This is a genomic window from Brevundimonas sp. (assembly GCF_051860745.1).
GTDB lineage: Bacteria > Pseudomonadota > Alphaproteobacteria > Caulobacterales > Caulobacteraceae > Brevundimonas.
In genome coordinates this window covers 92,248-117,042 of sequence record NZ_JBHYDN010000008.1, presented here as the reverse complement: position 1 = coordinate 117,042, position 24,795 = coordinate 92,248, and the positions used below count along the sequence as shown (strand labels likewise).

The window sequence follows — 24,795 nt, the reverse complement described above, 5'->3', positions numbered from 1 at the left end:
CCAGGACTACACCTTGATGCCCCTACGTCCCTTTCTGATCCCTACCGTCTGCGCCTTCGCCGGACTCGCCGCCTGCGGCGACGGCGTGCGCATCTCCTCGACCCGCAGCGACAATGATGACGCCAAGGGGGTGCTCAAGGTCGTCGAGACGCTGCAATGCCCCCAGACGATGGGTTCCCTGACCCGCAAGGGTTCGGCCTCCGAAGGCGGCACGGTCTGCACCTACGTCGGCCCCAAGGGCGCGGAGGTCAGCCTTCATCTGGTGCCGCTGGACGGCGAAACCCCCGCCCATGTGCTTAAGGCGTTCGAACAACGGCTGTCCGGCGACCTGCCCCGCGCTGTCGAGGCGCTGGAAGCCGCCGCTGACGCCGCCGATGCCGAGGCCGCGACGGCGGAACGCGCGGCGGCGACGGCCGAGGCCGCCGCTGCAACAGCGGAACAGGCCGCCGATCAGGCCGCCGCTGACCATTCCGCCGCCTCGGGCGACCGCGCCTCGGTCCGCGCCCCGGGCGTCAACATCGAGGCGAATGGCGATGACGCCACGGTGCGCCTGCCCGGCATGAGGATCGAGACCCGCGGCGACAAGGCCAGCGTCCGCATCGGCGGCTTCCACATCGACGCCGACGACAGCGACGGCTCGGCCCGCGTCTCCGGCTCTAGCCCCGCCGGCGACAACGTCAGCATCACCGCCCAGCACGACGCCGCCGAAATCCGCGCCAACGCCGCGGGCGGCGGCACCCGCGCCAGCTGGATCCTGACCGACAATCGCGTCTCCGACTCCGGCTGGCGGCTGGTCGGCTACGAGGCCCGCGGCCCCGTCGGCGGGCCTCTGGTGGTCGCCACCGTCCGCTCCCGCGACCGCAATCGCGATCGCGCCTTTGAGGACGCCAAGGACCTCGTCGCCCTCAACGCCGGGGAATAACAAACCCGGCGAGCCTTGATCGCGGCGTCCCGATGCGTCACCAACCCTGCCCAGCAAGCAGGAAACATCCTTGGCCGTCACGCCCCGCCCTTCCGCGAAAGAACCCCGCGCCTGGCAGCGCATGCTGTCCGGCCGTCGCCTTGACCTGCTCGATCCCTCGCCCTTCGACATCGAGATCGAGGACATCGCCCACGGCCTCGCCCGCGTCGCCCGCTGGAACGGCCAGACCGTCGGCGAACACGCCTTTTCGGTCGCCCAGCACTCCTGCGTCGTCGAGGAGATCGCCGCCCACATCAAGCCCGGGCTCGAACCGAAATGGCGGCTCGCCGCCCTGCTCCACGACGCCTCTGAATACGTCATCGGCGACATGATCTCGCCGTTCAAGGCGGCGCTGGGCGTCAACTACAAGGCCTTCGAGGCCCGGCTGGAAGGCGCCATCCATGTCCGCTTCGGCCTGCCGCCCCGCAATCCGGTCGAGATCAAGACCCTGATCAAGAAGGCCGACCGCGCCTGCGCCTTCTTTGAAGCCACCCAGCTGGCGGGTTTCAACAAGAAGGAATCGCTGACGCTCTTCGGGACCCCGCCCCCCGGCTATGACCTGATCATCGACCCCCTGCCCGCCCCCGTCGCCCAGCGGCGCTACCTCGAACGCTACCGCGTCCTGGCCGAGGCCGTCGGCCTGATGCCCGCCGCCGACGCCTGGCATACGGAGTAGCCGATGGGGTCGCCGGCTGAACAGGGCGTCCGCATCGGCCTCTCGGCGGTCGTCATTGCGCTGCGCGACCGCAAGGCCTGCGTCCTGACCACACCCGGCCCTGACGGCGGAGCCGCCCTGCCCTTCGGCCCCTTCGACCCGGCCCGCGACCGCACCTTCGAACTGGCCCTGCGCGACTTCGTCACCGCCCAGACCGGCTTTCGCCTCGGCTTCGTCGAACAGCTCTACACCTTCGGCGATCTCGGCCGCGCCAGCCCCCGCGCCACCCCGGGCCCTGAGCGCCGCCGTGAAGTCTCGGTCGGCTATCTCGCCCTGACCGCCGACGCCGCCGACGCCCCTCTCGCCGAGGCCCGCTGGACCCCGGTGCTGGACATTTTCCCGTGGGAGGATCGCCGCGACGGCGACCCGGCCTGTCTAGCCCCGCTGATCTCCGACCTCACGGCCTGGGCCGCCGGCGACGCCCGCCGTCAGGCCCGGATCGACAGCCTGTTCGCGGCGACCCTCGCCCATCGCTGGAGTGAGAGCCGGGTCCTCGAACGCTATGAGCTCCTCTACGAGGCCGGCCTTGTGGCTGAATCCGCCCGCGACCAGAACCGGCCGCCCGCGCCCGGAGCGCCCGGCCGCTCCATGGTCTCCGACCATCGCCGCATCCTCGCCACCGGCCTGGGCCGGCTGCGCAGCAAGCTGAAATACCGTCCGGTCCTGTTCGACCTCATGCCTCCGACCTTCACCCTGTCCGAGCTGCAGTCCGCCGCCGAGGCGATCGCCGGTCTGTCGCTGCACAAGCAGAATTTCCGTCGTGGCGTCGAACGGACCAGTCTGGTCCAGCCGACCGGCCGCCTCTCCGCCGCCACCGGCGGTCGTCCCGCCGAGCTGTTCCGCGTCATCGACGGCGACCTGAGCCCCGGTGAGGCCCTCGGCCTGCCGCTGCCCGCGCAGCGCTGACGTGATTTCTCCCGAACCGGCTTGCGGCGCAGCCACTCGCCCATTAGAGAAGCCGCTCGCTCGACCAAGCGTCCTACGGCCCCGCGGAGAGGTGGCAGAGTGGTCGAATGTACCGCACTCGAAATGCGGCGTGCCTTTGCGGGCACCGTGGGTTCGAATCCCACCCTCTCCGCCACCGGCTTTTTTATGCCTAGCCGCGTCGCGGTGGCGCCATTGGTCCGGCTTTGTGAGTGTTCGACCCTGGCAGGAGGGACGGTGAACCGGGCAGCCGTTCGCGGTTAGCCGCCGCTGATCCAGCCCAGTAACAGATCATATCGTATGCCTCCGGGATCTCCGGGCGGCGCCGCAGCTACCGGGGCTTGAAGTACACCCGGTCGGTGGCCGAATCGATCCTGGAATGACCGGCTGAAATGGGATTCACTGGTGAAGCCGTGCGCACGCCCGATTTCGGCGACACTGGGATGGCGCCCCCCCCGGGCCAGCAATGCCGCGCGCGCTCTCTCGAGACGCCTTTGCTTGATGTAGAGATTGATCCCGCCTGACGAGGCGAACGCGCGGAACAGGGTGGCCCGGGACGCGCCCAAGGCCCGAACGAGCTGGTCAATCTTTAGATCCGGTTCGTGAAGTTTCCGGTCGATCTGGGCGACAGCTGACGCGCGCAGTCGACGGTAAACGGCCGCGCTCTGGGTCGTGGTCAATTGGCCGGTGTTCTTGAAAGCCCTTTCCGCCATCACCAGGGCTGCCTCTATGGAGACCACGCCTTCCTCCACTGAAAGGCCCGGCGCGGCGTCAAGGAGCGCCATCAGATGTCCCGTCAGCAGACGGCTGATTTGCGGGGTTCCATCCATATTCATGCCATGGACGTTCTGATCGACCAGCCAGGCCGGCGCCCGGTCGCGGGGCATGGCCAGCACAATGGCGTCGACGGCGTCGACCCTGAACCCCGAAGGCCGGGCAAGATCGCGAAGATGGAAGGAGCCGGGCGGCGCGTTGACGTCACGACCGTCCGCATCGCCCTTCATACCGGCCAGGTCCAGCATGACCGCCACGCTGTCCAGACCGGAGCGACGAATCTGGTCTGGCCCGCGCACTAGCATCTGGCCCACAGACCGGCCCCGACCAATCACATAGTCGCCGAACTGGTAGATCAGATTATCCGTGAAAAAGGCTCGATCCGGGTCGAGATGCGATACGGCGTACCAATCGCGGATCGCGCCACGGTAGAACTCTTCCGCATACGGATTGTCGTCGGCCGTGATCCTCCATGCCGCTAATCCCGGACGGGCGACGCTCCGGTCACTGGTCGACATAAAACGCTACCCACTCAAACACCCGCGCCGATCTGTATCGATCATGTCGGCGAATCAACGCTGTTCGAGCCATGTTCTGTGAAGGCGCGACGTAAACCAAGTTCTTCTCCAATCAGGGGAAAAACGTGAGGTTTTGCAATGGCAACGCTCATTTCTGAGACGCTTGGGCATATCGCGTCCCTAACAAATCCTTAAGTTCCCGCCGCCGGTTGAGGTTTCGCTGAACGCGTGTCTCGAACCGGTGCGTGATCCCGAGGGAGTCGGGACGCGCCGTTCGGGGTGGTGAATCGACATCGGGTGCACGGGACTCTTTCGCCGGATCGGCGAGACATCCCGATCGGTCGCCCGGCTCACTCATCGCTCCAGAGTGTATCAATCCAGGGGCGAACCAATGTCTAAGTCGAAATCGGGCTCGAACATCATCACCGGCACCGCAGGCAGCGAACACCTGAACGGCGGATCGGGCGCGGACATCATCAACGGCATGGGCGGCAACGACCGCATCAACGCTGGTTCGGGCAATGACGTCATCGACGGCGGCTCCGGCAACGACATCGTCAGCGGCGACTCCGGCGACGATCTGGCGATCTACGTTATGGGCGAAAACGTAGGATCGACGGACGTCTATGACGGCGGCTCGGGGATCGATACGCTCCAATTGGTCCTGACCCGCGCCGAATGGCAGTCCCCGGCCGTTCAGGCCGACCTCGCCCGCTTCCTGACGTTCCTGACCCAGCAGACCAATCCGCAGAACGGCCAGGCCTCAAACGCCAACTTCACCTTCTCCTTCGGCCTTACGGTTTCGAAGTTCGAGAACATCCAGGTCCTGGTCGACGGTGTTTCCATGGACCCGCGCGATGAAGCCGTGACACTGGTCGATGACGTGATGTCCGTCGGCGAGGAGAGCGTCAGCGCCGCGGTCAACGTACTCGCCAACGACAGCGTGCCGGACCTCATCGCCAGCCTGACGCACACCGATCCGGCCCACGGCTCTGTCACCCTGACCCGCACCAGCGGCGCGCCAGGCTCGCCTGACACGGCCAGCTTCGTCTATACGCCCAGCACCACCCACTGGCAGTACCTGGCTGCGGGTGAGACGGCGACGGACACCTTCACCTACACCGTCACGGATTCGGACGGAGACACTCGCACCGCCACGGTCACTGTAACCATCACAGGCACGAACGACGCGCCGACCATCACTTCGGCGGTGTCGAGCGGCGCCGTCGTTGAGAACGGCGCTGTCGTCGCCTCCGGCGAGATCGGCTTCGCCGACGTTGACCTGCGTGACGCCCACACCGCCACCAGCACAGCCGGGGCGCCGGGCTATCTGGGAACTTTCACCACGACGGTGACCGATAACGGCGCCGGCGACGGCGCGGGATCGGTGACCTGGAGCTTCGCGGTCGATGACGCGGCGATCCAGTATCTGGCCGCCGGTGAAACCGTCACCCAGAGCTACACCGTCACCGTCGATGACGGGCAGGGCGGCACGGTCAGCCAGCCGGTCACCGTGACCATTACCGGAACCAACGACGTCCCGACCATCACGGCCGCCGTCTCGAGCGGCGCTGTGGTTGAGGACGGCGCTCTGAGCGCGACCGGCGCGATCGCCTTCGCCGACATCGACCTGCGCGACAGCCACACCGTGTCCAGCACCGCCGACGGCTCCGGCTATCTCGGGACCTTCACCGCCACGGTGACGGACGACAGCTCCAACGACGGCGCCGGATCGGTGAGCTGGAATTTCGCGGTCGACAATGCGGCGATCCAGTATCTGGCTGCGGGCCAGACCCTGACCCAGACCTATACGGTCGTCGTCGATGACGGCAACGGCGGCACGGTCAGCCAGCCGGTCACCGTGACCATCACCGGCACGAACGACGCGCCCGTGATCACTTCAGCCGACCGCACGGGCGGAGTGGCTGAGGCCGAGCCGGTCACCGGCGTTGTAGCCGCGACGACCCCCGTTTTGCCCGATACAGAAGCGAATAACTCCTTCGCCACGGCCCAGTTGATCAACCGTTCCGACCTGCGCATTGCGGCCGGCAACACCAATCTGGCCGATCCGACGGATCCTTCTGTCCGGATCCAGGGAGCCATCTCCACCAGCGCCGACCAGGACGTTTTCCGGATCGACCTGCAGCCGGGCGAAACCTTGACGCTCGACATCGATTTCGCGGGCATCATCCCCGGCGTCGGCGGATTGGACAGCTTCGTCTTCCTGTATGACGCTGCGGGGAATCTGCTGAACTTCAATGACGACTCGTCGACCTCCGTCGGCGGCGGCGGCTCGACGTCGACCATGGACTCCTTCCTGCAGTTCGTCGCGACACTCGGCGGGACCTACTACATCGTCGTCAAGGACTTCGACCTGTTCGGCCAGTCCTCGGCTGGCACCTATGCGCTGAACGTCAGCGTCGACAGCCAGAACCTGCAACTGACCGACACTGGCGCAATGACCTTCGCCGATGTTGACCTCAGCGACGGCCACACGGTCAGCGTCGCCGCCGGGGGCGACGGCTATCTCGGCGGCCTGACGGCGGTTGTCTCGAACGCCAGCACCAACGACGGTGCGGGCGCTGTCCAGTGGACCTTCTCGGTCGCCAACGCCGCCGTCCAGTTCCTGGCCGCAGGCGAGACCCGGACCCAGTCCTATGTCGTGACCGTCAGCGACGGTCAGGGCGGCTCGGCCAGCGAGACGGTGACGGTGACCATCACCGGTGAAAACGACCGTCCAACCATCTCCACAGCCTTCTCTTCAGGCCAGGTCGTCGAGAATGCGACGCTCGCGGCCTCGGGCGTCATCGCCTTTGACGATGTCGACCTGATCGACGTCCACAGCGTCAGCAGCGCCGCCGACGGCGCCGGCTATCTGGGGACGTTCAGCGCCTCGATCAGCGACCCGGCGACCGGGGCCGGCGCGGGCGAGATCACCTGGAGCTTCAACGCCAGCGACGCCGAGCTGCAATACCTCGCGGCCGGCCAGTCGCTGCTTCAGCGCTACATCGTCACCGTCGACGACGGCAATGGCGGCACGACCCAGCAGCTGGTGAACATCACCATCACGGGCACGAACGACGCCCCGACCATCACTTCGGCCGTTTCCACGGGCGCCGTAGCCGAAGACGGCACCACGACTGCCGGCGGTGCCATCGCCTTCGCTGATGTCGACCTGCGCGACGGCCATACCATCACCAGCACGGCCGACGGTTCCGGCTATCTCGGTGCCTTCACCGCTACCGTTACTGACGACGGTGCCGGAGACGGTGCGGGATCAGTGACCTGGAGCTTCTCGGTCGATGACGCGGTGATCCAGTATCTGGCAGTGGGCGAAACCCTGACCCAGACGTACACCGTCACTGTCTCGGACGGGCAGGGCGGCACGGTCAGCCAGCCGGTCACCATCACCATCACCGGCGCGAACGATGCGCCCGTGGTGCAGAACGTCGCGGCCGCCGCGACCGAGGACGGTGCGCCGGTGACGGCTGCCTTCTCGGCGGACGACGCGGACAGCGACGACGATGCCGGCAGCCTGACCTATGTGGTCACCTCGACCCCGTCCGAAGGCAGTGTCGTCAACAATGGCGACGGCACCTTCTCGTTCAACCCGGGTGCCGATTTCCAGAACCTGGCGGCCGGCGAAACCCGCGATGTCACCTTCGGCTATGACGCGATCGACTCCCACGGCGCGACGACGCCGGGTTCGGTGACAATCACGATCACGGGCGTCAACGACGCGCCTGTGACCAACGACGTGGCGATCGGCGGAAGCGCGGTCGGCGCAGGCTTCCCGCTCGTGTTCGGCGGCTACTACAACTACTATTATTACTCCGACGAAAATAACGGTCAGGTCATCTTCTCGCTTGTCGATACGAACAACGACGGGATTCCGGATGCGCCAGGCTCAAGCGCGGAACTGCCGCATGGTAGTACGCAGAACTACTATTCTGACGTGAACTACGGTCTTGCTGTGGGCGACGTCGATGGCGACGGCGACGTTGATGTCGTCACAGCCAACAACGAAGGCATCGTCTCCTTCACCAACGTCGGGGACACCGACGGGGACGGTGTGGCGAACTTCACCCGCACGGTCATCGCGTCCGGCTTCAACGGATATGACGTCGCACTCGCGGACCTGAACGGCGACGGACGGCTCGACGTGGTCACGTCGTCGTACAATGGGCTGGTGCAACTCCTGAACACGGGCGACGCCAACGGCGACGGGCTGATCAACGACTTCAACCAGACCTCGCTGTACACCACGGGCCAGCAATACTCGTACGGCCTCACGACCGCCGACATGAACGGCGACGGTCGCATGGATGTCCTGGTCGCCAGCTATTATGGCGTCTCGGAACTGTTCCTGAACCTCGGCGACACCGATAGCGACGGCGACGTGGACTATCTGGTTCAGCAGTTCACCGAGAACTATTCCAACTACGCAGACATGGGCGTTGATACCGGCGACCTCGACGGCGACGGCGACCAGGACTTCGTCCTCTCGCGCTGGAACGGACAGGACGAAGTCGTCTACATCAATGACGGCGACACCGACGGCGACGGCGACATCGAGTTCCGCACCTTTGAGGTGCAGACCGGCGGCTACACCATGGAAAGCGAGCTGGTCGACATCGACGGCGACGGCGACCTGGACATCGTTACGTCCGACGCTGGCTGGGGCGACGTCAGGATCGCCTACAACAACGGCGACACCAACAACGACGGTCTTGTCGACTTCACCGTCCAGAGTGCGATCGGGACCAGCAACAACTACAGCTATGGCCTCGCTGTGGGCGACATGGACGGCGACGGCGACATGGATATCGTCATCCCGTCGCTGAACAACGGCTACGCCTCCTACCTTCAGAACCAGGGCGACACCGACAACGACGGCCAGCTGAACTTCACCTCGGTCCAGATGACCGGCGTCGACATGTCGTGGGACGCGGAGTTCACGCCCCAGGGCGGCGGCGGCGGCGGTTCGGGCGCCTATGAAGACGGTCCGACGGTCACCGGTTCGTTCGACGGCGATGACATCGACTCCGACGACGACAGCGCAAGCCTGACCTACACGATCACCTCGGCCCCTTCGGAAGGCTCCGTGGTCAACAACGGCGACGGCACCTTCGGCTTCTCGCCGGGAACGGACTTCCAGGATCTGGGACAGGGCGAAACCCGTACGGTGACCTTCACCTACACCGCGACCGACGCGCACGGCGTGGTCTCGAGCCCGAGCACGGTCACCGTCCGGGTCGCGGGCACCAATGACGCTCCGGTGGCGACGCTCGACACGGCGACAACAGCGGAGGAGACCTCGGTCACCATCAACGTCCTCGCCAACGACAGCGATGCGGATGGCGACACCCTCGCCGTCACCCATGTCAACGGAGTCAATATCGCGGTCAACGGCACGGTCGCACTCGGCGACGGCGCCAGCGTTCGCCTGAACGCGGACGGCACGTTGAGCTACTTCCCCGCGGCCAACGCCACGGGCCTGAGGTCCTTCGCCTATACCGTCACGGACGGACTGGGTGCGGCGACGACTGCCACGGTCGAGGTCACACTGACGCAGGTCAATGATGCGCCGGTGGCCAACGCGGACGCCGTCACCACGAGCGAGGACACGCCCGTCACCTTCGACGTGCGCGCCAACGACACGGATATCGACAGCGCGGCCCGCACCGTCACCCACATCAACGGCTCGGCGATCGCAGCCGGCGGTTCGGTGACGCTGGCGGACGGCGGGCTCGTCGGAATGAACACCGACGGCACCCTGACCTATACGCCGGCCCTGAACGCCAGCGGCGCCCGGAGCTTCAGCTATACGATCAGCGACGGCGACGGCGGTTCGGCGAGCAGCACGGTCAATCTGACCGTGACTCCGGTCAATGACGCACCCGTGGCCAACCCCGACTCGGTCACCGTCAATGAGGATGCGTCGGTCAACTTCGACGTCCGCTCCAATGACACGGATATCGACGGCGGATCCCGCACGGTGACCCACATCAATGGCACGGCCATCGCGGCCGGCGGTCAGGTGATCCTGTCGGACGGTGGCCGCGTTGTACTGAACAGCAACGGCACCCTGACCTATACGCCGGCAGCGAACGTCAACGGCGCCCGAACCTTTGACTACACGATCAGCGACGGTCAGGGCGGCTCGGCTACCAGCTCGGTCAACCTCACGATCAACCCGGTCAACGACCGTCCGGTCGCCGTCAACGACGTCGCCTCGGCGACGGAGGCCGGCGGTGTTCTGAACGGGACGGCCGGGCAGGCCGCCACCGGCAATGTACTGTCCAACGACCTGGACATCGACGACGCTGTTCTGGTGGTTTCCGCCGAACGCCGGGGCCCCGAAGGCGGCAGCGGGACCAGCGGAACAGTGGGATCGCCACTTGCGGGCGCCTACGGCACCCTCCTCCTCAACGCCGACGGCAGCTACAGCTACGCCGTGAATGAGACCAACGCGGCGGTCCAGGCGCTGAACACGGGCGGTACGCTGACCGACACCTTCACCTATACGACCAGGGACGCCGCCGGCCTGACCGATACCGCCCAGCTCACGATCACGATCAACGGTGCCAACGACGCGCCGGTGGCCCAGAACGTTACCCTGCAGGCCAACCAGCTGGGCAATGGGGGTTTCGACGCCACCCCGAACTTCTCGGGATGGACGGTCAACACCGCGACCAGCGGCCTGGTCTCGGCCAGCAACGGCACGGCTACGATTGACCGGGGCGGGGCCATCATCGCGGGTGACGCGGCGGTCGCCGTGCTCCAGTTCACCGGCAATGTTCCCAACGGTTACGGAACCGCTCAGGGACCGTCGATCACAAGCGCCGCGTTCACAGGACAGGCGGGCGACACTGTCCGCTTCATCTACCAGCTGTCCTCAGGCGGCGACTATGCGATCGGCACGGGTTACATCCGCGACGCAGTGACCGGGGCGATCGTGCAGACGATCTTCAACTACCAGACTCCGTTCACCGGCTCGACCGGGGTGGTGACCCAGGACGTCGTCCTGACCGGCAGCGGCAACTATACGATCGACTTCCGGGTCGGCTCGTATGACGCGACGGGCGGTCGCTACGTAGGCGCGCGTCTGGATCTCGGCTTCGCCGGCATCCTGCGGAACGGCGTCGGCGAGGACGAGAGCTTCACCTTCGCGGCCTCGAACTTCACCGCCGGGGCGATCGACCCCGACGGCGGCGCCCTGAGCGTGGTGTCGGTCGGCGCCAGCGCCAATGGCGCGACCGTCACCCTGAACGCCGACGGCACGGTCCTGTACAACCCCGCCGGCCACCTGGACTTCCTGACCGCCGGACAGCAGCTGGTCGACACCTTCCAGTATACCCTCAGCGACGGTCGCGGCGGCTTCAGCACCGCCACGGCCAGCGTCACGGTGATCGGCAAGGACGACGCGACCGTGGTCGCCAACGCCGCGACGGACCAGTCGACCGACATGCTAAGCGCATTCAGCTACACGCTGGCGGCGAACACCTTCACGGACCCCGACTCAACGCTGACGCTGACGGCGACTCTCGCCAACGGCGACCCGCTTCCGTCCTGGCTGACGTTCAATGCCGCGACACGGACCTTCTCCGGCACGCCCCAAGGGGTTGACGTGGGTAACCTCGAGGTCAGGGTCACGGCCTCGGGCAGCAGCCAGCCGGTGTCCGATGTGTTCAGCCTGGACGTCAACGTCGTCAACCTGACGCTGACGGGCGCCGCCGGAGCCCAGACCCTGACGGGCAATGTGGGCGACGACACCATCGTCGGCGGCGACGGCAGCGACACGCTGAACGGCGGCGCAGGCAATGACACAATATCGGGCGACGCCCAGAATGTCGCCGGCGTCCAGGGGGCGGTGCAGGCCCCGCTTACGGCGACCGCCGCGTCCTACTACACGGCCAACCACAATCTGGTGACGGGACTGGGCGGCGCACAAGGGTTTGGCGAGCAGTTGTTCTTCCGCAATGACGACTCGTCGCTCGGCCCCATCGACATCACCTCGGTGTTCGGGGCCGCCGGTCTGGACTTCTTCGGCACGACCTACACCTCGCTGTTCCTGAACAACAACGGCAACATCACCTTCAACACCGCGTTTGGCGGCTACACGCCGTCGAGCATCAGCGCCGGCATCGGCAACCCGTTGATCGCCGCCTTCTGGACCGATATCGACACCCGCAACGCCGCGGGCCAAACCAGTCCGGGGGGAACGTCGCAGGGCACCAACCAGGTCTATTACGATCTGGATGCAGCCAACGGAGTCCTGACCTTCACCTGGGATGACGTCGGCCAATACTCGAACGGCACGACGCCAAACGCCTTCCAGATCCAGTTGATCAGCCGGGGCGGCGGCGATTTCGACATCATCTACCGCTATGAGGACATCAACTGGGGCGCCAACGCACGAGCCGGCTACAACTCCGGAACGGGCACCTCGTTCGAGTTCGCCTCGTCGGGCACGTCGGCCATGCTAGACTTGGAGAACACGCTGGGGAACACCGGCATCGCCGGGGTCTATGTGTTCAATGTCCGCGATGGCGTGGTCACACCCGACAACAACGACGTCATCGACGGCGGCGCGGGTATGGACCGGCTCATCGGCGGTCTCGGTGACGACGACTTCATCTTCCACGCCGGTCAGGCCAATGGCGACGTTATCGTTGACTTCATCGGCAATGGCGCTGCCGCCGGCGACGAACTGGTCTTCCGCGGGTACGGTACAGCGGCCCAGGGCGCCACCTTCGTGCAGCTGGACGCGACCCACTGGCAGATCAACTCCGCCGACGGTACGATCCATGATGTGATCACCATCGAGAACGGCGGCGCAATCCATTCCACCGACTGGGAGTTCCTGGGATGAACCGGATAATGAGCGAGATCATGCCCTTGTCCCCCGACGACGGCCTTGCGTCGCCGGTCGCTGGCCCGGAAATCCTGCCCCGCGAGACGGTTGGCCCCGATCTCTACGACGCGCCTGCCGGCTGGTTTGTGATGCCGGATGACGACCGTTTCCTGACTATCGACCAGGACGGCTCCACCAACTTTGGAGGGATGGGCGCCCACGAAGATCCGTTCGTCCTGTTCGGCGATCTTGTCGACCAACCGTTGGTCCTGCCGGGTGAGCGTGACGCCGGCCAGTTCGATGTCGGACCGCTGTCCGACCTCTACTCGGGCCGGCACGGGGACATGCATCTGACGGTCACTGATGACGGTCGGGTGCTCGGAGGCCTCGACGGTCGGGACGGGTCGTTCAACTTCGGCGGCCTGGACGCCGAAGAGGACCTGTTCGTCCTGTCTGGCGATCTCATTGACCAGCCCTGGGTTCTGCCGGCCGCTCCGGACATCGCTCCGTTGCATGTCGGACCGCTCTCGGACCTTTTCGCGGCTAGACACGGGGTGATGCAGCTGGCGGTTACAGAGGATGGCCAAATTTTGGGTGGAGAAAACTGGATCGACACCAGCGGTCTCTACGACTGGGCCTAGGGATTTCGCCCGCCCGATCCTGCTGGGTAACGCTGACGCAATGGCTTGACCGACGAAGCTGTCGGCCGGGTGACTGGTTATTCCCGAGCCGCAGCCAAGCCGGTGGGCATATTGGAACGCGGCAGTATGCACGCCTGGTTGATCGTTGGGTTCGCATGGGGATCTGCAAACTCTGACGGTATGCTCCAACAAGCCGCAGACCAGACCCTTTGACCGCGGAAAAGCCGCCGAGCGCCGGAACCGCCGTCCGAAAGAACTGGCGCTGGCATTGCGCGGGCGCATCAGGCCGTGGAGGCGCACTTGCGCCGCTGATGTGCGTGGACAAGGCCCCGCGGGATCTGGCCGACTTCCCGGCCCTGGTCGCGGAAGCCGGGCGGGCCGGCCTGCCCTGGAGCGTGGTGTTTGCCGCCGGCCTGTCCGGACAGGCCGGGCGTCCGCCGGACAAGGCCCGGATCGACCTCGCCCTGGAGACCATGACCGCGGCCGTGCGCGACGGCCGGGTTGACGGGTTCGCCGCCTACAGACCTCAGGGCGAATTCCTCGACATCGGATAACGCAGAGAGGGCCCGTCCGACCTTGGTGAACGCGGTCCCGGAGCCGCGCCCTTCTGCCCCTCAAGGTGGCGGTGACCGACCGGATAGTAGCCGCTCGCGTAGTTCCTTGACGAGGTTCGTCCGGGCAATTGATCGATGCCAATTCGTTTTGGCGACGCGGGCTGTAAGTCCAGCGGACCGGCCCGTTTCGGGCAAAGAGGCAACCGACGTCCCGATGACCGCAGACCCGTCGCGCGAACTCGTCCGCACCTATTTCCCCGGCGCGCGATCCGAAAACGAACGCCGTCTGCGCAGCGAGATCGACGCCACCCTCGACCACTGGTTTCGATGGCGCTCCGGCCGGTTCGAGGACAGCGCCTCGAACTGCGCGCCAGCCGCTGCCAGTTCTCCCGCGCGCGAGGGCGATCGACTCGGGCGCCGGTTGTTGACGCTCTGCGACGCTCTGACGGCGGAAACGCCGACCTTCTCCCCACGCTACATCGCCCACATGAAGGCCGATCTGTCTCTGCCCGGCCTGCTGGGTTGGTTCGCGGCCATGCTGCACAATCCCAACAACAGTTCGCGCGACGCCAGCCGGGTCGGCAGCGTGATCGAGACCGAGGCCATCGCCGCCCTGGCCGGAATGCTGGGCTATGATCCTGCCCGGGCCCAGGGTCATTTCACTTCCGGCGGGACGGTGGCCAATTTCGAGGCGGTCTGGCGCGCGCGCTACCGACTGGACCATTGGCTGGCCCTCGCGCTGCATGTCTCCGAAACGACCGGCGGAACACTGGATGCCTTCGCGGCCGCCCATATGGGCTGGAACCAGTTCCGCAGGCTACAGACCACGCACGCCGTGTCGGACGATATCCTGAAGTCCTGTAGCGCGGCGGCGTCCAATCCAGGCGATGTCTGGCGTCGGATCAGCCAGGCTTCGGGGCGGGATTACCGGGGGCCGGTGATGCTGGTTCCTGGAAACCGACACTATTCCTGGAGCAAGTCGGCCAATGTGTTTGGTCTCGGCGGCGAGGCGATCTGGAGCATTGCCCTGGACAAGAGTGGACACCTGGATCTCGCCGATTTCGAACGCCGGGTGGAAAGCGCCCGAGCTGACGGAAGACCAATCCTGATGGCCGTCGCCGTGGCCGGCGCTACCGAGACCGGAGCCGTCGATCCTCTCGACCGCCTGTATGACCGGTTGGACCTGTGGCGGGCGGAGCGGGGCTGGCGCATCTGGCGTCATGTCGACGCGGCCTATGGCGGCTTCCTCCGGGCGATGCTGGACGGTCCGTCCGAGGCGGCTCTGGCCCCGGAGACCGCCGCCGCACTGCGAGCCATAGCGCGGTCGGATTCAATCACCATCGATCCTCACAAGCTGGGCTATGTGCCTTACGCCTGCGGGGCGTTCCTGACGCCCGACCCGGAACATTATGCTGTCTCCGCCTTTGACGCCCCTTACCTGGACCGGCCGGAACTGGGCGATGGAAAATGGTCGTCTACGCTTGAAGGATCACGGTCGGCGGCGGGCGCCGCGGCGACCTGGCTGACGGCGGAAACCCTGGGCTTCGGCGCCGATGGCCTCGGGTCCCTGATGGCCGCCACGCTTGAGGCACGTCAGGCGTTCGAAGCCGCGGTGCGAGAGGCTGTCCCGGAAGCGCGATTCCTGCCCGCCGACAGCAATATCGCCTGCTTCTCGCTCGCCCGACCCGACGAGGGGCTGAGCCGTTCCAACGCCCGAACCCAGGGCGTCTTTGATTATTTCCAGAGATCGCCCCATTTCGCCGTGTCCAAGACGACTCTGGGCGTCGATAACGCTGCGCTCATCGCCGACTTGCTCGGCGGCTATGGCGGCTACAATGACCGGCCGGAGGGTGATGCCGAAATGCTGGTGATCCGCTGCGTCTTTATGAATCCCTATTGGTCCGACCCCTCGGTGCGGCACGACCTGCTGCCGCGCTTCATCGAGGAGTTGCGCCAGGCTTTGGTCAGCCCGATCGTAGCGCAGACGGCCTGATATGGAGACGACCGTGACCTGCATCCTGTTCTTCGGCCGGGTCGGTGAGCGCCTCGGCCCTGAGGGGCGCGTGGACTTGCCGGCTGAGGGACTACCCGTCCGGGAGATCCGTCGCCTGCTGGCCGAGCGCGACGAGGTCGCGGCAGACGCCTTGCTGCGCCCGGACGTCCGCGCCTCGGTCGACCTGGTCGTGGTCGGTGAGGACGCCCTGGCCCGGCCGGACCAGGAGATCGCCTTCTTTTCCCTCTTTTCGGGGGGCTAGGATGGCCCTCGACGTCAGGCTGATCCGAACACCTCTGTCAGCTCCCGCGGAGTTGGAGGCCTTTCTTGCCGGCCGCGCGTTCGAGGGCGCTGTGGTGACCTTCACCGGTCTTGCGAGAGGCACCAGCAAGGACGGGTCGATCGTCCAGACTCTCACCCTCGACTGGTATCCGGGCATGACCGAGCGTTCTATGCGGGATATCGCCGAAGCCGCCGCAGCGCGCTTTCCGGTTACGGATCTGGTCGTGGTCCATCGCTGTGGCGAGATCGTCCCGGGCGAGACGATCGTTTTCGTCGCCGCCGCCGCGGCCCACCGGCGCGAAGCCTTCGCGGCAGCGGACTATCTGATGGACAGGCTCAAGACCGAGGCTGCATTCTGGAAGCGCGAGACCGGCCCCTCCGGCACGCGCTGGATCGAGCCCGTAGACGAGGACCGCGCCGCCCTGGCGCGCTGGAAGGACGAGACGCCCTGATGGCCGGTAAAATTGACGAGACGCTGCCGTTTCACCCGCTGAACATCGCAGTGTTGACCATCTCGGACACCCGCGACGAAACCACTGACACTTCGGGCGGCACGCTGGTCGAACGGCTGACCACGGCAGGCCATGTGCTGAAGGGGAAGGCCATCGTCCACGACGAGGTGGACGCCATTCGCGGCCAGCTCAAGATCTGGATACAGGACCCGGACGTCGACGTCGTGCTGACGACGGGGGGCACCGGCTTTTCACCTCGCGATGTGACTCCCGAAGCAGTGAAGCCGCTGTTCCGGCGGGAGCTGGAGGGCTTTTCCGTGGTCTTCCATCTGGCCAGCCTGGGCACCGTCGGCGTGGCGACGCTGCAGTCGCGGGCTCTGGCAGGCCAGGCGGAGGACACTTTCGTCTTCTGCGTGCCGGGTTCGACCGGGGCCTGCCGTGACGCCTGGGATCTGGTGCTGGCCGAGGAACTGGACAGCCGCTTCCGGCCCTGTTCCCTCGTCGGCCAGATCCCACGCTTCCGGGGCATCTGCCCGTGACCCTGACACATCTGGATAGCGGCGGGCGCGTGCACATGGTCGACGTCGGCGACAAGCTGGCGACGGCGCGGCGGGCTGTGGCTGAAGGTCGAGTGATCTGCGCGCCTGCGACACTCGCACTGGTTCGTGACGACCATGCCCCCAAAGGTGCGGTCATCACGACCGCCGAACTGGCCGGGATCATGGGGGCCAAGCGCACGGCCGATCTGATTCCGCTGTGCCACCCGCTCGGCCTGCACAAGGTCTCGGTGACGGTGGCCCTGGACGACGCCCTGCCAGGCTTCGTCGTCACCGCGGAGGCCCGGGTCTCCGGGCCCACCGGTGTCGAGATGGAGGCCCTGACCGCCGTCTCGGTGGCCTGCCTCACCCTGTACGATATGCTCAAGGCGGCCGACCGCGGAATGGTCATCAGCCAGGTCCGGCTGCTGTCCAAGTCCGGCGGACGATCAGGGGACTGGATCGCCGGCGATGGGCCCGCGACGTGATCGATTTCGACACGGCCCTGGCCCTGGTCCTGAACGAGGCCCGCCCCCTCCCCTCTGAGTCCGTAGCCCTGGACGCCGCCGCCGATCGGGTCCTGGCCACCGATCTGAGGGCGCGCGGCGACGCCCCGCGCGCGGCGGTATCGGCCATGGACGGCTATGCCGTGCGCGACGCCGACCTCGCGACACTGCCGGCTCGATTGCCGATCGCTACTGTCGCCTTCGCGGGGCGAGCCGACGTGCCCGTCCTGCTTCCGGGGACATGCGCCCGGGTCTTCACCGGAGGACCGGTGCCGCCCGGGGCTGACAGGATCGTGGTCCAGGAGATCGTCGGCCGCGACGGCGACGCGGCCCTGTTCGAGGTTTCGCCCGGACCGGGGAACCACATCCGCGCGGCCGGGTCGGATTTCCGGTCCGGCGATACCTTGCTTCCGGCCGGGACCGTCCTCGGCTTCCGCGCCATGGTGGCCGCCGCGGCGGCGGATGTCGCCAACCTGTCGGTCGTGCGCCGGCCGCGCGTAATCATCCTCGGCACCGGTGATGAACTGGCGGAACCGGGACAGGCTCTGGAGACCCCCGGCAGTATCCCGGAAAGCGTCTCGTTCGGTGTCGCCGGCCTGGCGCGGCAATGCGGCGCCGAGGTGATCGCCCGCCGTCGGCTGACCGACACGCCTGAGACGCTTGAGGCCGCCGCTGGTCTTGCCCTCAGCGAGGCTGATCTGGTGGTTGTGACGGGCGGGGCGTCCGTCGGGGAGAAGGACTACGCCCGCTCCATGTTCGCCCCTTTGGGTCTGGAGTTGATCTTCTCGAAAGTGGCCATCAAGCCCGGCAAGCCCGTCTGGTTTGGACGGGTGGGAAGCGTACTGATTCTGGGCCTGCCGGGCAATCCGACCTCGGCGATGGTGACCGCCCGACTCTTCCTCGCGCCACTGATCGCGGGCCTGACGGGCCGGGATCCTGCCGCGCTGCTGAACTGGCGGAACCTGACCCTGACCACGCCGCTAAAGCCCTGTGGAGATCGGGAGACATTCGAGCGCGGCCGTCTGGTCGGCGACGGCGTCGCAGGACTGGACGTTCAGGATTCCGCGACCCAGAAAGCCTTGGCCATAGCCGACGTCCTGATCCGTCGCCGCCCCGGCGCCCCCGGCCTCGGCCCCGGCGACGTCGCGGCCGTTCTGGACTTCTGATCCGGCTCAGAGGAAGCGCCGGAACAGGATATTGTTCTCGAGGTGGACGTGCTCGCGCAGGTCCATATCCAGCTTGCTGCAGCCGGCATACAGGGCTCGCCAGGTAGCGCAGGCTCCCTCCGGCGCGACGAAATCGTCGGTCAGGTCCGCCATGAAGGCGAGGAGTTCCCCCAATTCCTCATGGTCCTGCATCATCCGGGCGATCGGAATACGCAGGACCGGGCCCACGCCGTTGATCATGGCCGGAAACAGAACCGCCTCCTCCTTGTGTTGATGGTCTTCCAGGTCCTCGAACATGTCGGACAGCAGATTGGCGAGCCCCCGCGGACAGTCGATCCTGTCCTGGTGCACGAACTCGACGCGGCGGGCCAATTCGATGACCGCCGGGAATTCGCGCCGGTGCACCTTGTGATAGCGCTCGATGATGTGGGCGATCAGATCAGCGGTCTCGGCGGGCGCATGGACGCCCGGTGTCTCCAGAGCATGGAGTTCCGCCTCGAGGGCCGACAGGTCCAGTCCGCGGCTTTCCGCTTCCCAGGCGAGCAGGCTTTCGCCCTTGCAGCAGAAATCGATCTTGTGACGGCGAAAGACCGCGGTGGCTCCCGGCAGGATGACGGCGATCTCGCCCACAGACAGATGCTCAAGCGCCATGTTCCGGGGTGTCCTCTCCGTTTCACGCTCCGATTCCCGGGCGCGGCGATGCGTCTTCCTAGGCCGCTGGAGCCGACCGTCACTTGACGTCAGTCAAGCCTCCCGTTGACGGCGGTCCGGGTCTGCGACACCCCCGGAACCCTTCACCGCGCCGCAGGGAATCACCGAGTCTGACCTCCGTTTTTTAAGGGTGCAGACATGGCGTTCGACAGTCCGCTGGCCGGTGAAATCTGGAGCAGCAAGTATCGTTTCCGGCCTCTCGACGGGGCAGGAGACGCGACCGTCGAGGCCACGTGGGACCGGGTCGCCGCCGCCCTCGCCGAAGCTGAACCGGTAAAGTCGCGCGGTCGCTGGCGCAACCGGTTCCGGGAAGCGCTCGAAGGCTACCGCTTCCTGCCCGCCGGGCGAATTCTCGCCGGAGCCGGCACCGGACGCGCCGTAACCCTGTTCAACTGTTTTGTCATGGGCACGGTGCCTGACGACCTCGACGGCATCTTCCAGCATCTGCGGGAGGCCGCGGTGACCATGCAGCAGGGCGGCGGCGTGGGCATGGACTTCTCGACGGTCCGACCGTCAGGAGCGCCAGTGCGGGGAGTCGGGGCGGAGGCCTCAGGCCCGCTCAGCTTCATGGACGTCTGGGACTCCATGTGCCGCACCATCATGTCGGCTGGTCAGAGACGCGGGGCGATGATGGGCTGTCTCCGGATCGACCATCCGGACATCGAGGCGTTCATTGACGCCAAACGGGACGCGGTTCGCTTCAGGAATTTCAATCTCTCGGTTCTGGTGCCGGACGCCTTCATGACCGCGCTGGACGCCGACGCGGACTGGCCTCTGGTCTTCGGCGGCGAGGTGCGGCGCACCGTCCGGGCGGCGGACCTGTGGACCCGTCTGATGCAGGCCACCTATGACGCCGCCGAACCGGGGGTGATCTTCATCGACCGCGTCAACGCTGCCAACAACCTGGCCCATTGCGAGGTGATCTCGGCCTCCAATCCTTGCGGCGAACAGATGCTGCCGCCCTATGGGGCCTGCCTGCTGGGGTCGATCAATCTGGCCCGTCTCATCTCCGCGCCGTTCGAAGCCGGCGCAGCCATGGACGAGGTGGAGCTGGCGACCCTCACCCGAACGGCCGTGCGGATGCTGGACAATGTCATCGACATCTCCCGTTTTCCCCTCCCCGCCCAGGAGGCGGAAGCCCGGGCCAAGCGCCGCCTCGGCCTGGGCGTGACGGGACTGGCCGACGCCCTGATCTTCTGCGGCGCCCGCTATGGCGAGGACCGGGCCGTGGCCCTGACCGAACAATGGCTGGGAGTGATCCGACGCGAAGCCTATCGCGCCTCCGCTGAACTCGCCGCCGAAAAGGGGGCGTTCCCCCTTTACGATCTGGCCATGCTCGAGCGGCCCAACCTGGCAGGGCTGGACCCTGAGACCCGTGAACTGATCGCCCGCCACGGCCTGCGCAACGGCTGTCTGACCTCGATCGCCCCGACCGGCACGACCTCCCTGTTGGCCGGGAATGTCTCGTCGGGGATCGAGCCGGTGTTCGCCTTCGCCTATACCCGCAAGGTGTTGCAGCCTGACGGCACGAAGCGCGAGGAGGCTGTCGAGGACTACGCCCTGGCGCTCTGGAAGCGGCTCAAGGGGGCGGACGCTCCGCTGGAGAGCGCGCCTGGTGACGCCTTCGTCAGCGCCCAGACCCTGACCCCCGGGCATCACCTGCGGATGCAGGCGGCGGCCCAGGCCCAGATCGACAGCTCGATCTCCAAGACCATTAACTGCCCGGAAGACATCGCCTTCGACGCCTTTTCCGATGTCTATCGCCAAGGCTACCGTCTGGGCTGCAAGGGGCTGACCACCTACCGGCCCAACGCCATCACCGGCTCGGTGCTTAGTGTCGAACCGCCGCCCGCGAACGATAGGGTTCCGACCGGGCCCGTCCTGACGCCCAGGCCGGCGCGGCTTGAGGGCGCGACCTACAAGGTGCGTTGGCCGCTGGACCCGCATGCGGTCTATGTGACCATCAACGATTCCGGCGAAGAGGATGGAGGCGAACGCCGTCCGCTGGAGATCTTCGTCAACTCCAAGAACATGGCCCACTACGCCTGGACGGTCGCCCTGACCCGGATGGTCTCCGCCGTCTTCCGGCGCGGCGGCGACGTCTCCTTTGTGGCGGAAGAGCTGAAGGCTGTGTTCGATCCCGGCGGAGGGGCCTGGATGGAAGGGCGATATACGCCGTCACTCCCGGCCGCCATCGGCGCCGTGATCGAGCGTCATATGAGCCTCTCGGCCGGCGGGGCCGCTTCTGCGCCTGACCCCGCACCTGGGCCGGCAACCACGGCCGTCCACGCCCCTTCGGCTTGTCCGCGATGCGGAACACCGGGGCTGGTCCGCAAGGAGGGCTGCGACAGTTGCCTGGACTGCGGCTACTCCCGGTGCGGATAGCCTCCCTGCGCCGTGGACCGCCGACCCGTCGCTGGGCCAATCTTATGTACTGGGCGCGGCGACCGGCGGAGATCCTTCTGACGGCGTCGCTGCGGAGCGTCGCCCGACGGCAGCCGGAGGCTTTCGACCGGCTCGGACCGGTCCGCCATGCCACCATCCGGATCAACCCCGCCGACCTGCCCGTCGCCTTCGAGATGCGGCCAGACGGCGTGGCCGGGTCCATCCGCGTGGTGCGGCCCGACTCGAACGCGGGTGCGGCCTCGGCCAGTATCAGCGGCCCCTTGCTGACTCTTCTGGCCCTGTTCGACGGGCGCGGGGACGCCGATGGGGCCTTCTTCCAACGCTGCATTGATATCGACGGCGACACCGCCGCCATCCTCGCCCTGCACAATGCGCTTGAGGCCTCGGAGTTGACGATGGCTGACATCCTGGGCTTGCCTCGGGGCTTCGATCCGGCGCTTCAGACGGCGCTTTCCGTCGTCGGGCGCTGGCGTCAGGGCGAGGTCCGCCCATGAACGACACGGCCTCCCCGACGCTGGAACTGGTCTGCCCCGCCGGGTCGCCTGCGATGCTGAAAGCGGCGATCGACGCCGGGGCGGACAGCGTCTACTGCGGCTTCCGTGACGAGACCAATGCGCGCAATTTCCCGGGCCTGAACTTTTCCTCCGAGGAACTACGGGCAGCGACCGACTGGGCCCATGATCGCGGCGCACGGGTTCTGCTGGCGCTTAACACCTTCGCCCGAGCCGACGCCACCGACCTCTGGCGAGCCTCCGCCGACGCAGCCGCCGCAGCCGGCGTGGACGCCGTGATCGCCGCCGATCTCGCCGTGCTGTCGCATATGCGCGCCAACCATCCAGATACCCGGCTCCATTTGTCGGTCCAGGCGGCGGCGGGCACCCCGGAGGCGATCGCCTTCTACGCTCGCGAATACGGTGTAAAGCGGGTGGTTCTGCCCCGCGTCCTGAGCGTCGAGGAAATCAGGAGCCTGACTCCGGAGATAACCGTCGAAACCGAGGCGTTCGTCTATGGCGGCCTGTGTGTCATGGCGGAAGGCCGTTGCGCCCTGTCGTCCTATGCCTCGGGTCGATCGCCGAACCTGTCCGGAGTGTGTTCGCCGCCCGAAGCGGTAAGCTTCACCGACGATCATGGAGAGCGAACAACGCGACTGTCTGGCTTCGCCATCGATCGGCTGCCGGCGGGCGAGGTGGGCGGCTATCCGACCCTGTGCAAGGGCCGGTTTCTTGGGGGCGAGGCCGCCGAGCCGGCCTATCTGTTCGAGGACCCGGTCAGCCTGAACGCCATGAGTCTGCTGGCCGGCCTGGCTCGGGCAGGTGTCACCGCCGTCAAGATCGAGGGGCGACAGAGAGGCCGCGCCTATGTGGCGCGCGTCACCGCCGCCTTCCGGGCCGCCATTGACGCCATCGGGCGCGGGGAGTCGCCGACCCCCTATGAGTCCCTGCTGGGCGATCTCGCCGAGGGCGCGAGAGAGACTACCGGCGCCTACAGGAAGCGCTGGCGATGAAGGCGTCGACGAAACCGGACAGGACGTTGGAGCTGGCGATCGGACCGCTGCTGTTCAACTGGGCGGCGGACCGGGTCGAGACCTTCTACGCCCGGATCGCCGACGAGGCCCCGGTCGGAACGGTCTATCTGGGCGAGGTGGTGTGCGGAAAGCGTCAACCCCTGCTGCAGGACGTCCTGGCGCGGGCCGCCGAGCGGCTGGAGGGGGCGGGCAAGACGGTGATCTGGTCCACCCTCGCCCTCCCCTCCACGCCCAGGGAGCGCCGGTTGGCGGCCGAGCTTACCGCGGACACCGATCATCTGATCGAGGCCGGGGACATGTCAGCAGTCTGGAGTCGGACGCCCGCCCCCTTCGTCGCCGGCCCCCTGCTGAACATCTACAACGCCCCTGCGGCGGCAGAGCTGGTGCGGTTGGGCTGTGTGCGTCTGTGCGCCAACGTCGAACTTCCCCTGACCTCAATCGCCGAAATCGCGCAGGCCTGCCCTGGGCTCGAACTTGAGTTGTTCGCCTTCGGCCGATTGCCGCTCGCCCTGTCGAGCCGGTGTGCCCAGGCTCGGATGGAGGGGCTGAACCGGGACGCCTGCCGCTATGTCTGCGACCGACATCCCGATGGGATGGATGTCGCGACAATTGAGGGACAGGACTTCCTGGCCGTTAATGGGCTGCAGACCCTGTCGCACGGATGCCAGCTGGTCGACGTTGAGGTCGAGGCGCTCAAGGGAGCCGGCGTGTCGGTCCTGAGGCTATCGCCGCACAGCCTGGACATGGTCGCGGTCTGCGACCTGTTCCAGAATTTCATCACCGGGCGGATTGCATCGCGGCAACTTGCCCTGGGGATCGGGTCCCTGGGGCCGCCTGGCCCTCTGGTCAGCGGTTACCTGCACGGGGTGGCTGGAGCCCGCTGGGGGACCGGCGGGGTTGCGGCATGAGCATGTCTGAACTGGAGGCCCGCCGGGCCCGGATTGACCGGATCGACTCGGTCCTGGTGCGGCTTGTCGCCGCGCGCCAGCGCCAGGTCGCCGTCATCGCTGCGCTCAAGGCCGGACCAGACAGCGTTCGGGACCCTGCCCGGATCGCCATCATCCTCGCCCGGGTCCGGTCGGCAGCGCGGCGTTGCGGATTGGATGAGGCGATCGCGATTCCGGTCTGGCGCGAACTTCTCGAGCGGTCGGCCGAGGCTCAGCAGACGCTTATTGCGCGCGCCGAACAGGCTGATCGATCGCCTTGACGATGGGCAGGCCGCAGCGGCCAGTTCGTCAACTGGGTTTCCGCTCGGGTCCCCTATGCAGACCGTA

General features: G+C 66.7%; 19 protein-coding genes and 1 tRNA gene. 18 read left to right on the top strand and 2 right to left on the bottom strand.

The features are described 5' to 3' along the window. Positions 1-16: 16 nt before the first annotated feature. The 4 genes from ACTIEW_RS10665 (at position 17) to ACTIEW_RS10650 (ending at position 2,757) form a co-directional block, all read left to right on the top strand. Positions 17-922, top strand: a complete 906-nt coding sequence (locus ACTIEW_RS10665) for a methyltransferase type 11 (protein ID WP_439477879.1) — start codon at positions 17-19, stop codon at positions 920-922. Between the two features lie 121 nt (positions 923-1,043). Next, positions 1,044-1,637, top strand: coding sequence for a YfbR-like 5'-deoxynucleotidase (locus tag ACTIEW_RS10660; RefSeq protein WP_439477900.1), 594 nt, complete (start codon positions 1,044-1,046; stop codon positions 1,635-1,637). A gap of 3 nt (positions 1,638-1,640) precedes the next feature. Then, positions 1,641-2,582 carry an NUDIX hydrolase gene (locus ACTIEW_RS10655; protein WP_439477878.1) on the top strand — a complete coding sequence of 314 codons (942 nt, stop codon included), beginning with the start codon at positions 1,641-1,643 and terminating at the stop codon, positions 2,580-2,582. Between the two features lie 85 nt (positions 2,583-2,667). Then, positions 2,668-2,757 (top strand) — tRNA-Ser (locus ACTIEW_RS10650). A 103-nt stretch (positions 2,758-2,860) separates the two neighbouring features. Here the strand turns inward: ACTIEW_RS10650 and ACTIEW_RS10645 are convergent. After that, the gene (locus ACTIEW_RS10645) at positions 2,861-3,892 is read right to left on the bottom strand and encodes an AraC family transcriptional regulator (RefSeq protein WP_439477877.1); all 1,032 of its coding nucleotides are present in this window, start codon (positions 3,890-3,892) and stop codon (positions 2,861-2,863) included. Positions 3,893-4,283: 391 nt separating this feature from the next. Here ACTIEW_RS10645 and ACTIEW_RS10640 point away from each other — a divergent pair, with 391 nt between their 5' ends. The 9 genes from ACTIEW_RS10640 to ACTIEW_RS10600 all read left to right on the top strand — a co-directional run bounded on the left by ACTIEW_RS10640 (position 4,284) and on the right by ACTIEW_RS10600 (position 18,879). Beyond that, positions 4,284-12,767: a tandem-95 repeat protein gene (locus ACTIEW_RS10640; RefSeq protein WP_439477876.1), complete on the top strand. Its 8,484-nt coding sequence runs from the start codon at positions 4,284-4,286 to the stop codon at positions 12,765-12,767. 20 nt (positions 12,768-12,787) lie between these two features. Then, positions 12,788-13,390, top strand: coding sequence for a hypothetical protein (locus tag ACTIEW_RS10635; RefSeq protein WP_439477875.1), 603 nt, complete (start codon positions 12,788-12,790; stop codon positions 13,388-13,390). Between the two features lie 311 nt (positions 13,391-13,701). After that, positions 13,702-13,944, top strand: coding sequence for a hypothetical protein (locus ACTIEW_RS10630; protein ID WP_439477874.1), 243 nt, complete (start codon positions 13,702-13,704; stop codon positions 13,942-13,944). Between the two features lie 214 nt (positions 13,945-14,158). Continuing rightward, entirely contained in the window at positions 14,159-15,937 is a 1,779-nt protein-coding gene (locus ACTIEW_RS10625) for a pyridoxal phosphate-dependent decarboxylase family protein (protein WP_439477873.1), read from the top strand. A gap of 13 nt (positions 15,938-15,950) precedes the next feature. Beyond that, positions 15,951-16,199: a MoaD/ThiS family protein gene (locus ACTIEW_RS10620; protein WP_439477872.1), complete on the top strand. Its 249-nt coding sequence runs from the start codon at positions 15,951-15,953 to the stop codon at positions 16,197-16,199. A 1-nt stretch (position 16,200) separates the two neighbouring features. Further along, positions 16,201-16,671, top strand: coding sequence for a molybdenum cofactor biosynthesis protein MoaE (locus ACTIEW_RS10615; protein ID WP_439477871.1), 471 nt, complete (start codon positions 16,201-16,203; stop codon positions 16,669-16,671). Beyond that, on the top strand, positions 16,671-17,210 hold the full coding sequence (gene moaB / locus ACTIEW_RS10610; RefSeq protein WP_439477870.1) for a molybdenum cofactor biosynthesis protein B: 540 nt from the start codon (positions 16,671-16,673) through the stop codon (positions 17,208-17,210). The genes ACTIEW_RS10615 and moaB overlap by 1 nt, the downstream gene beginning before the upstream one ends. Continuing rightward, positions 17,207-17,695 (top strand): cyclic pyranopterin monophosphate synthase MoaC, encoded by a 489-nt coding sequence (gene moaC, locus ACTIEW_RS10605; protein WP_439477869.1) that lies wholly within the window; start codon positions 17,207-17,209, stop codon positions 17,693-17,695. Before moaB ends, moaC begins: the two co-directional genes overlap by 4 nt. Next, positions 17,692-18,879 carry a molybdopterin molybdotransferase MoeA gene (locus ACTIEW_RS10600; protein ID WP_439477868.1) on the top strand — a complete coding sequence of 396 codons (1,188 nt, stop codon included), beginning with the start codon at positions 17,692-17,694 and terminating at the stop codon, positions 18,877-18,879. The genes moaC and ACTIEW_RS10600 overlap by 4 nt, the downstream gene beginning before the upstream one ends. 6 nt (positions 18,880-18,885) lie before the next feature. Here the strand turns inward: ACTIEW_RS10600 and ACTIEW_RS10595 are convergent, their stop codons facing one another. Continuing rightward, positions 18,886-19,530, bottom strand: a complete 645-nt coding sequence (locus ACTIEW_RS10595; protein WP_439477867.1) for a DUF542 domain-containing protein — start codon at positions 19,528-19,530, stop codon at positions 18,886-18,888. Positions 19,531-19,728: 198 nt separating this feature from the next. On the opposite strand from ACTIEW_RS10595, the gene ACTIEW_RS10590 reads away from it, so the two are divergent. The 5 genes from ACTIEW_RS10590 to ACTIEW_RS10570 are packed head-to-tail and all read left to right on the top strand — an operon-like array spanning position 19,729 to position 24,728. After that, entirely contained in the window at positions 19,729-21,975 is a 2,247-nt protein-coding gene (locus tag ACTIEW_RS10590; protein ID WP_439477866.1) for an adenosylcobalamin-dependent ribonucleoside-diphosphate reductase, read from the top strand. Then, positions 21,966-22,490 carry a ubiquinone anaerobic biosynthesis accessory factor UbiT gene (gene ubiT, locus ACTIEW_RS10585; RefSeq protein ID WP_439477865.1) on the top strand — a complete coding sequence of 175 codons (525 nt, stop codon included), beginning with the start codon at positions 21,966-21,968 and terminating at the stop codon, positions 22,488-22,490. Before ACTIEW_RS10590 ends, ubiT begins: the two co-directional genes overlap by 10 nt. After that, entirely contained in the window at positions 22,487-23,500 is a 1,014-nt protein-coding gene (gene ubiU / locus ACTIEW_RS10580; RefSeq protein ID WP_439477864.1) for a ubiquinone anaerobic biosynthesis protein UbiU, read from the top strand. Before ubiT ends, ubiU begins: the two co-directional genes overlap by 4 nt. After that, entirely contained in the window at positions 23,497-24,429 is a 933-nt protein-coding gene (gene ubiV / locus ACTIEW_RS10575) for a ubiquinone anaerobic biosynthesis protein UbiV (RefSeq protein WP_439477863.1), read from the top strand. Before ubiU ends, ubiV begins: the two co-directional genes overlap by 4 nt. Next, positions 24,426-24,728 carry a chorismate mutase gene (locus ACTIEW_RS10570; protein WP_439477862.1) on the top strand — a complete coding sequence of 101 codons (303 nt, stop codon included), beginning with the start codon at positions 24,426-24,428 and terminating at the stop codon, positions 24,726-24,728. Before ubiV ends, ACTIEW_RS10570 begins: the two co-directional genes overlap by 4 nt. Positions 24,729-24,795: the final 67 nt, after the last annotated feature.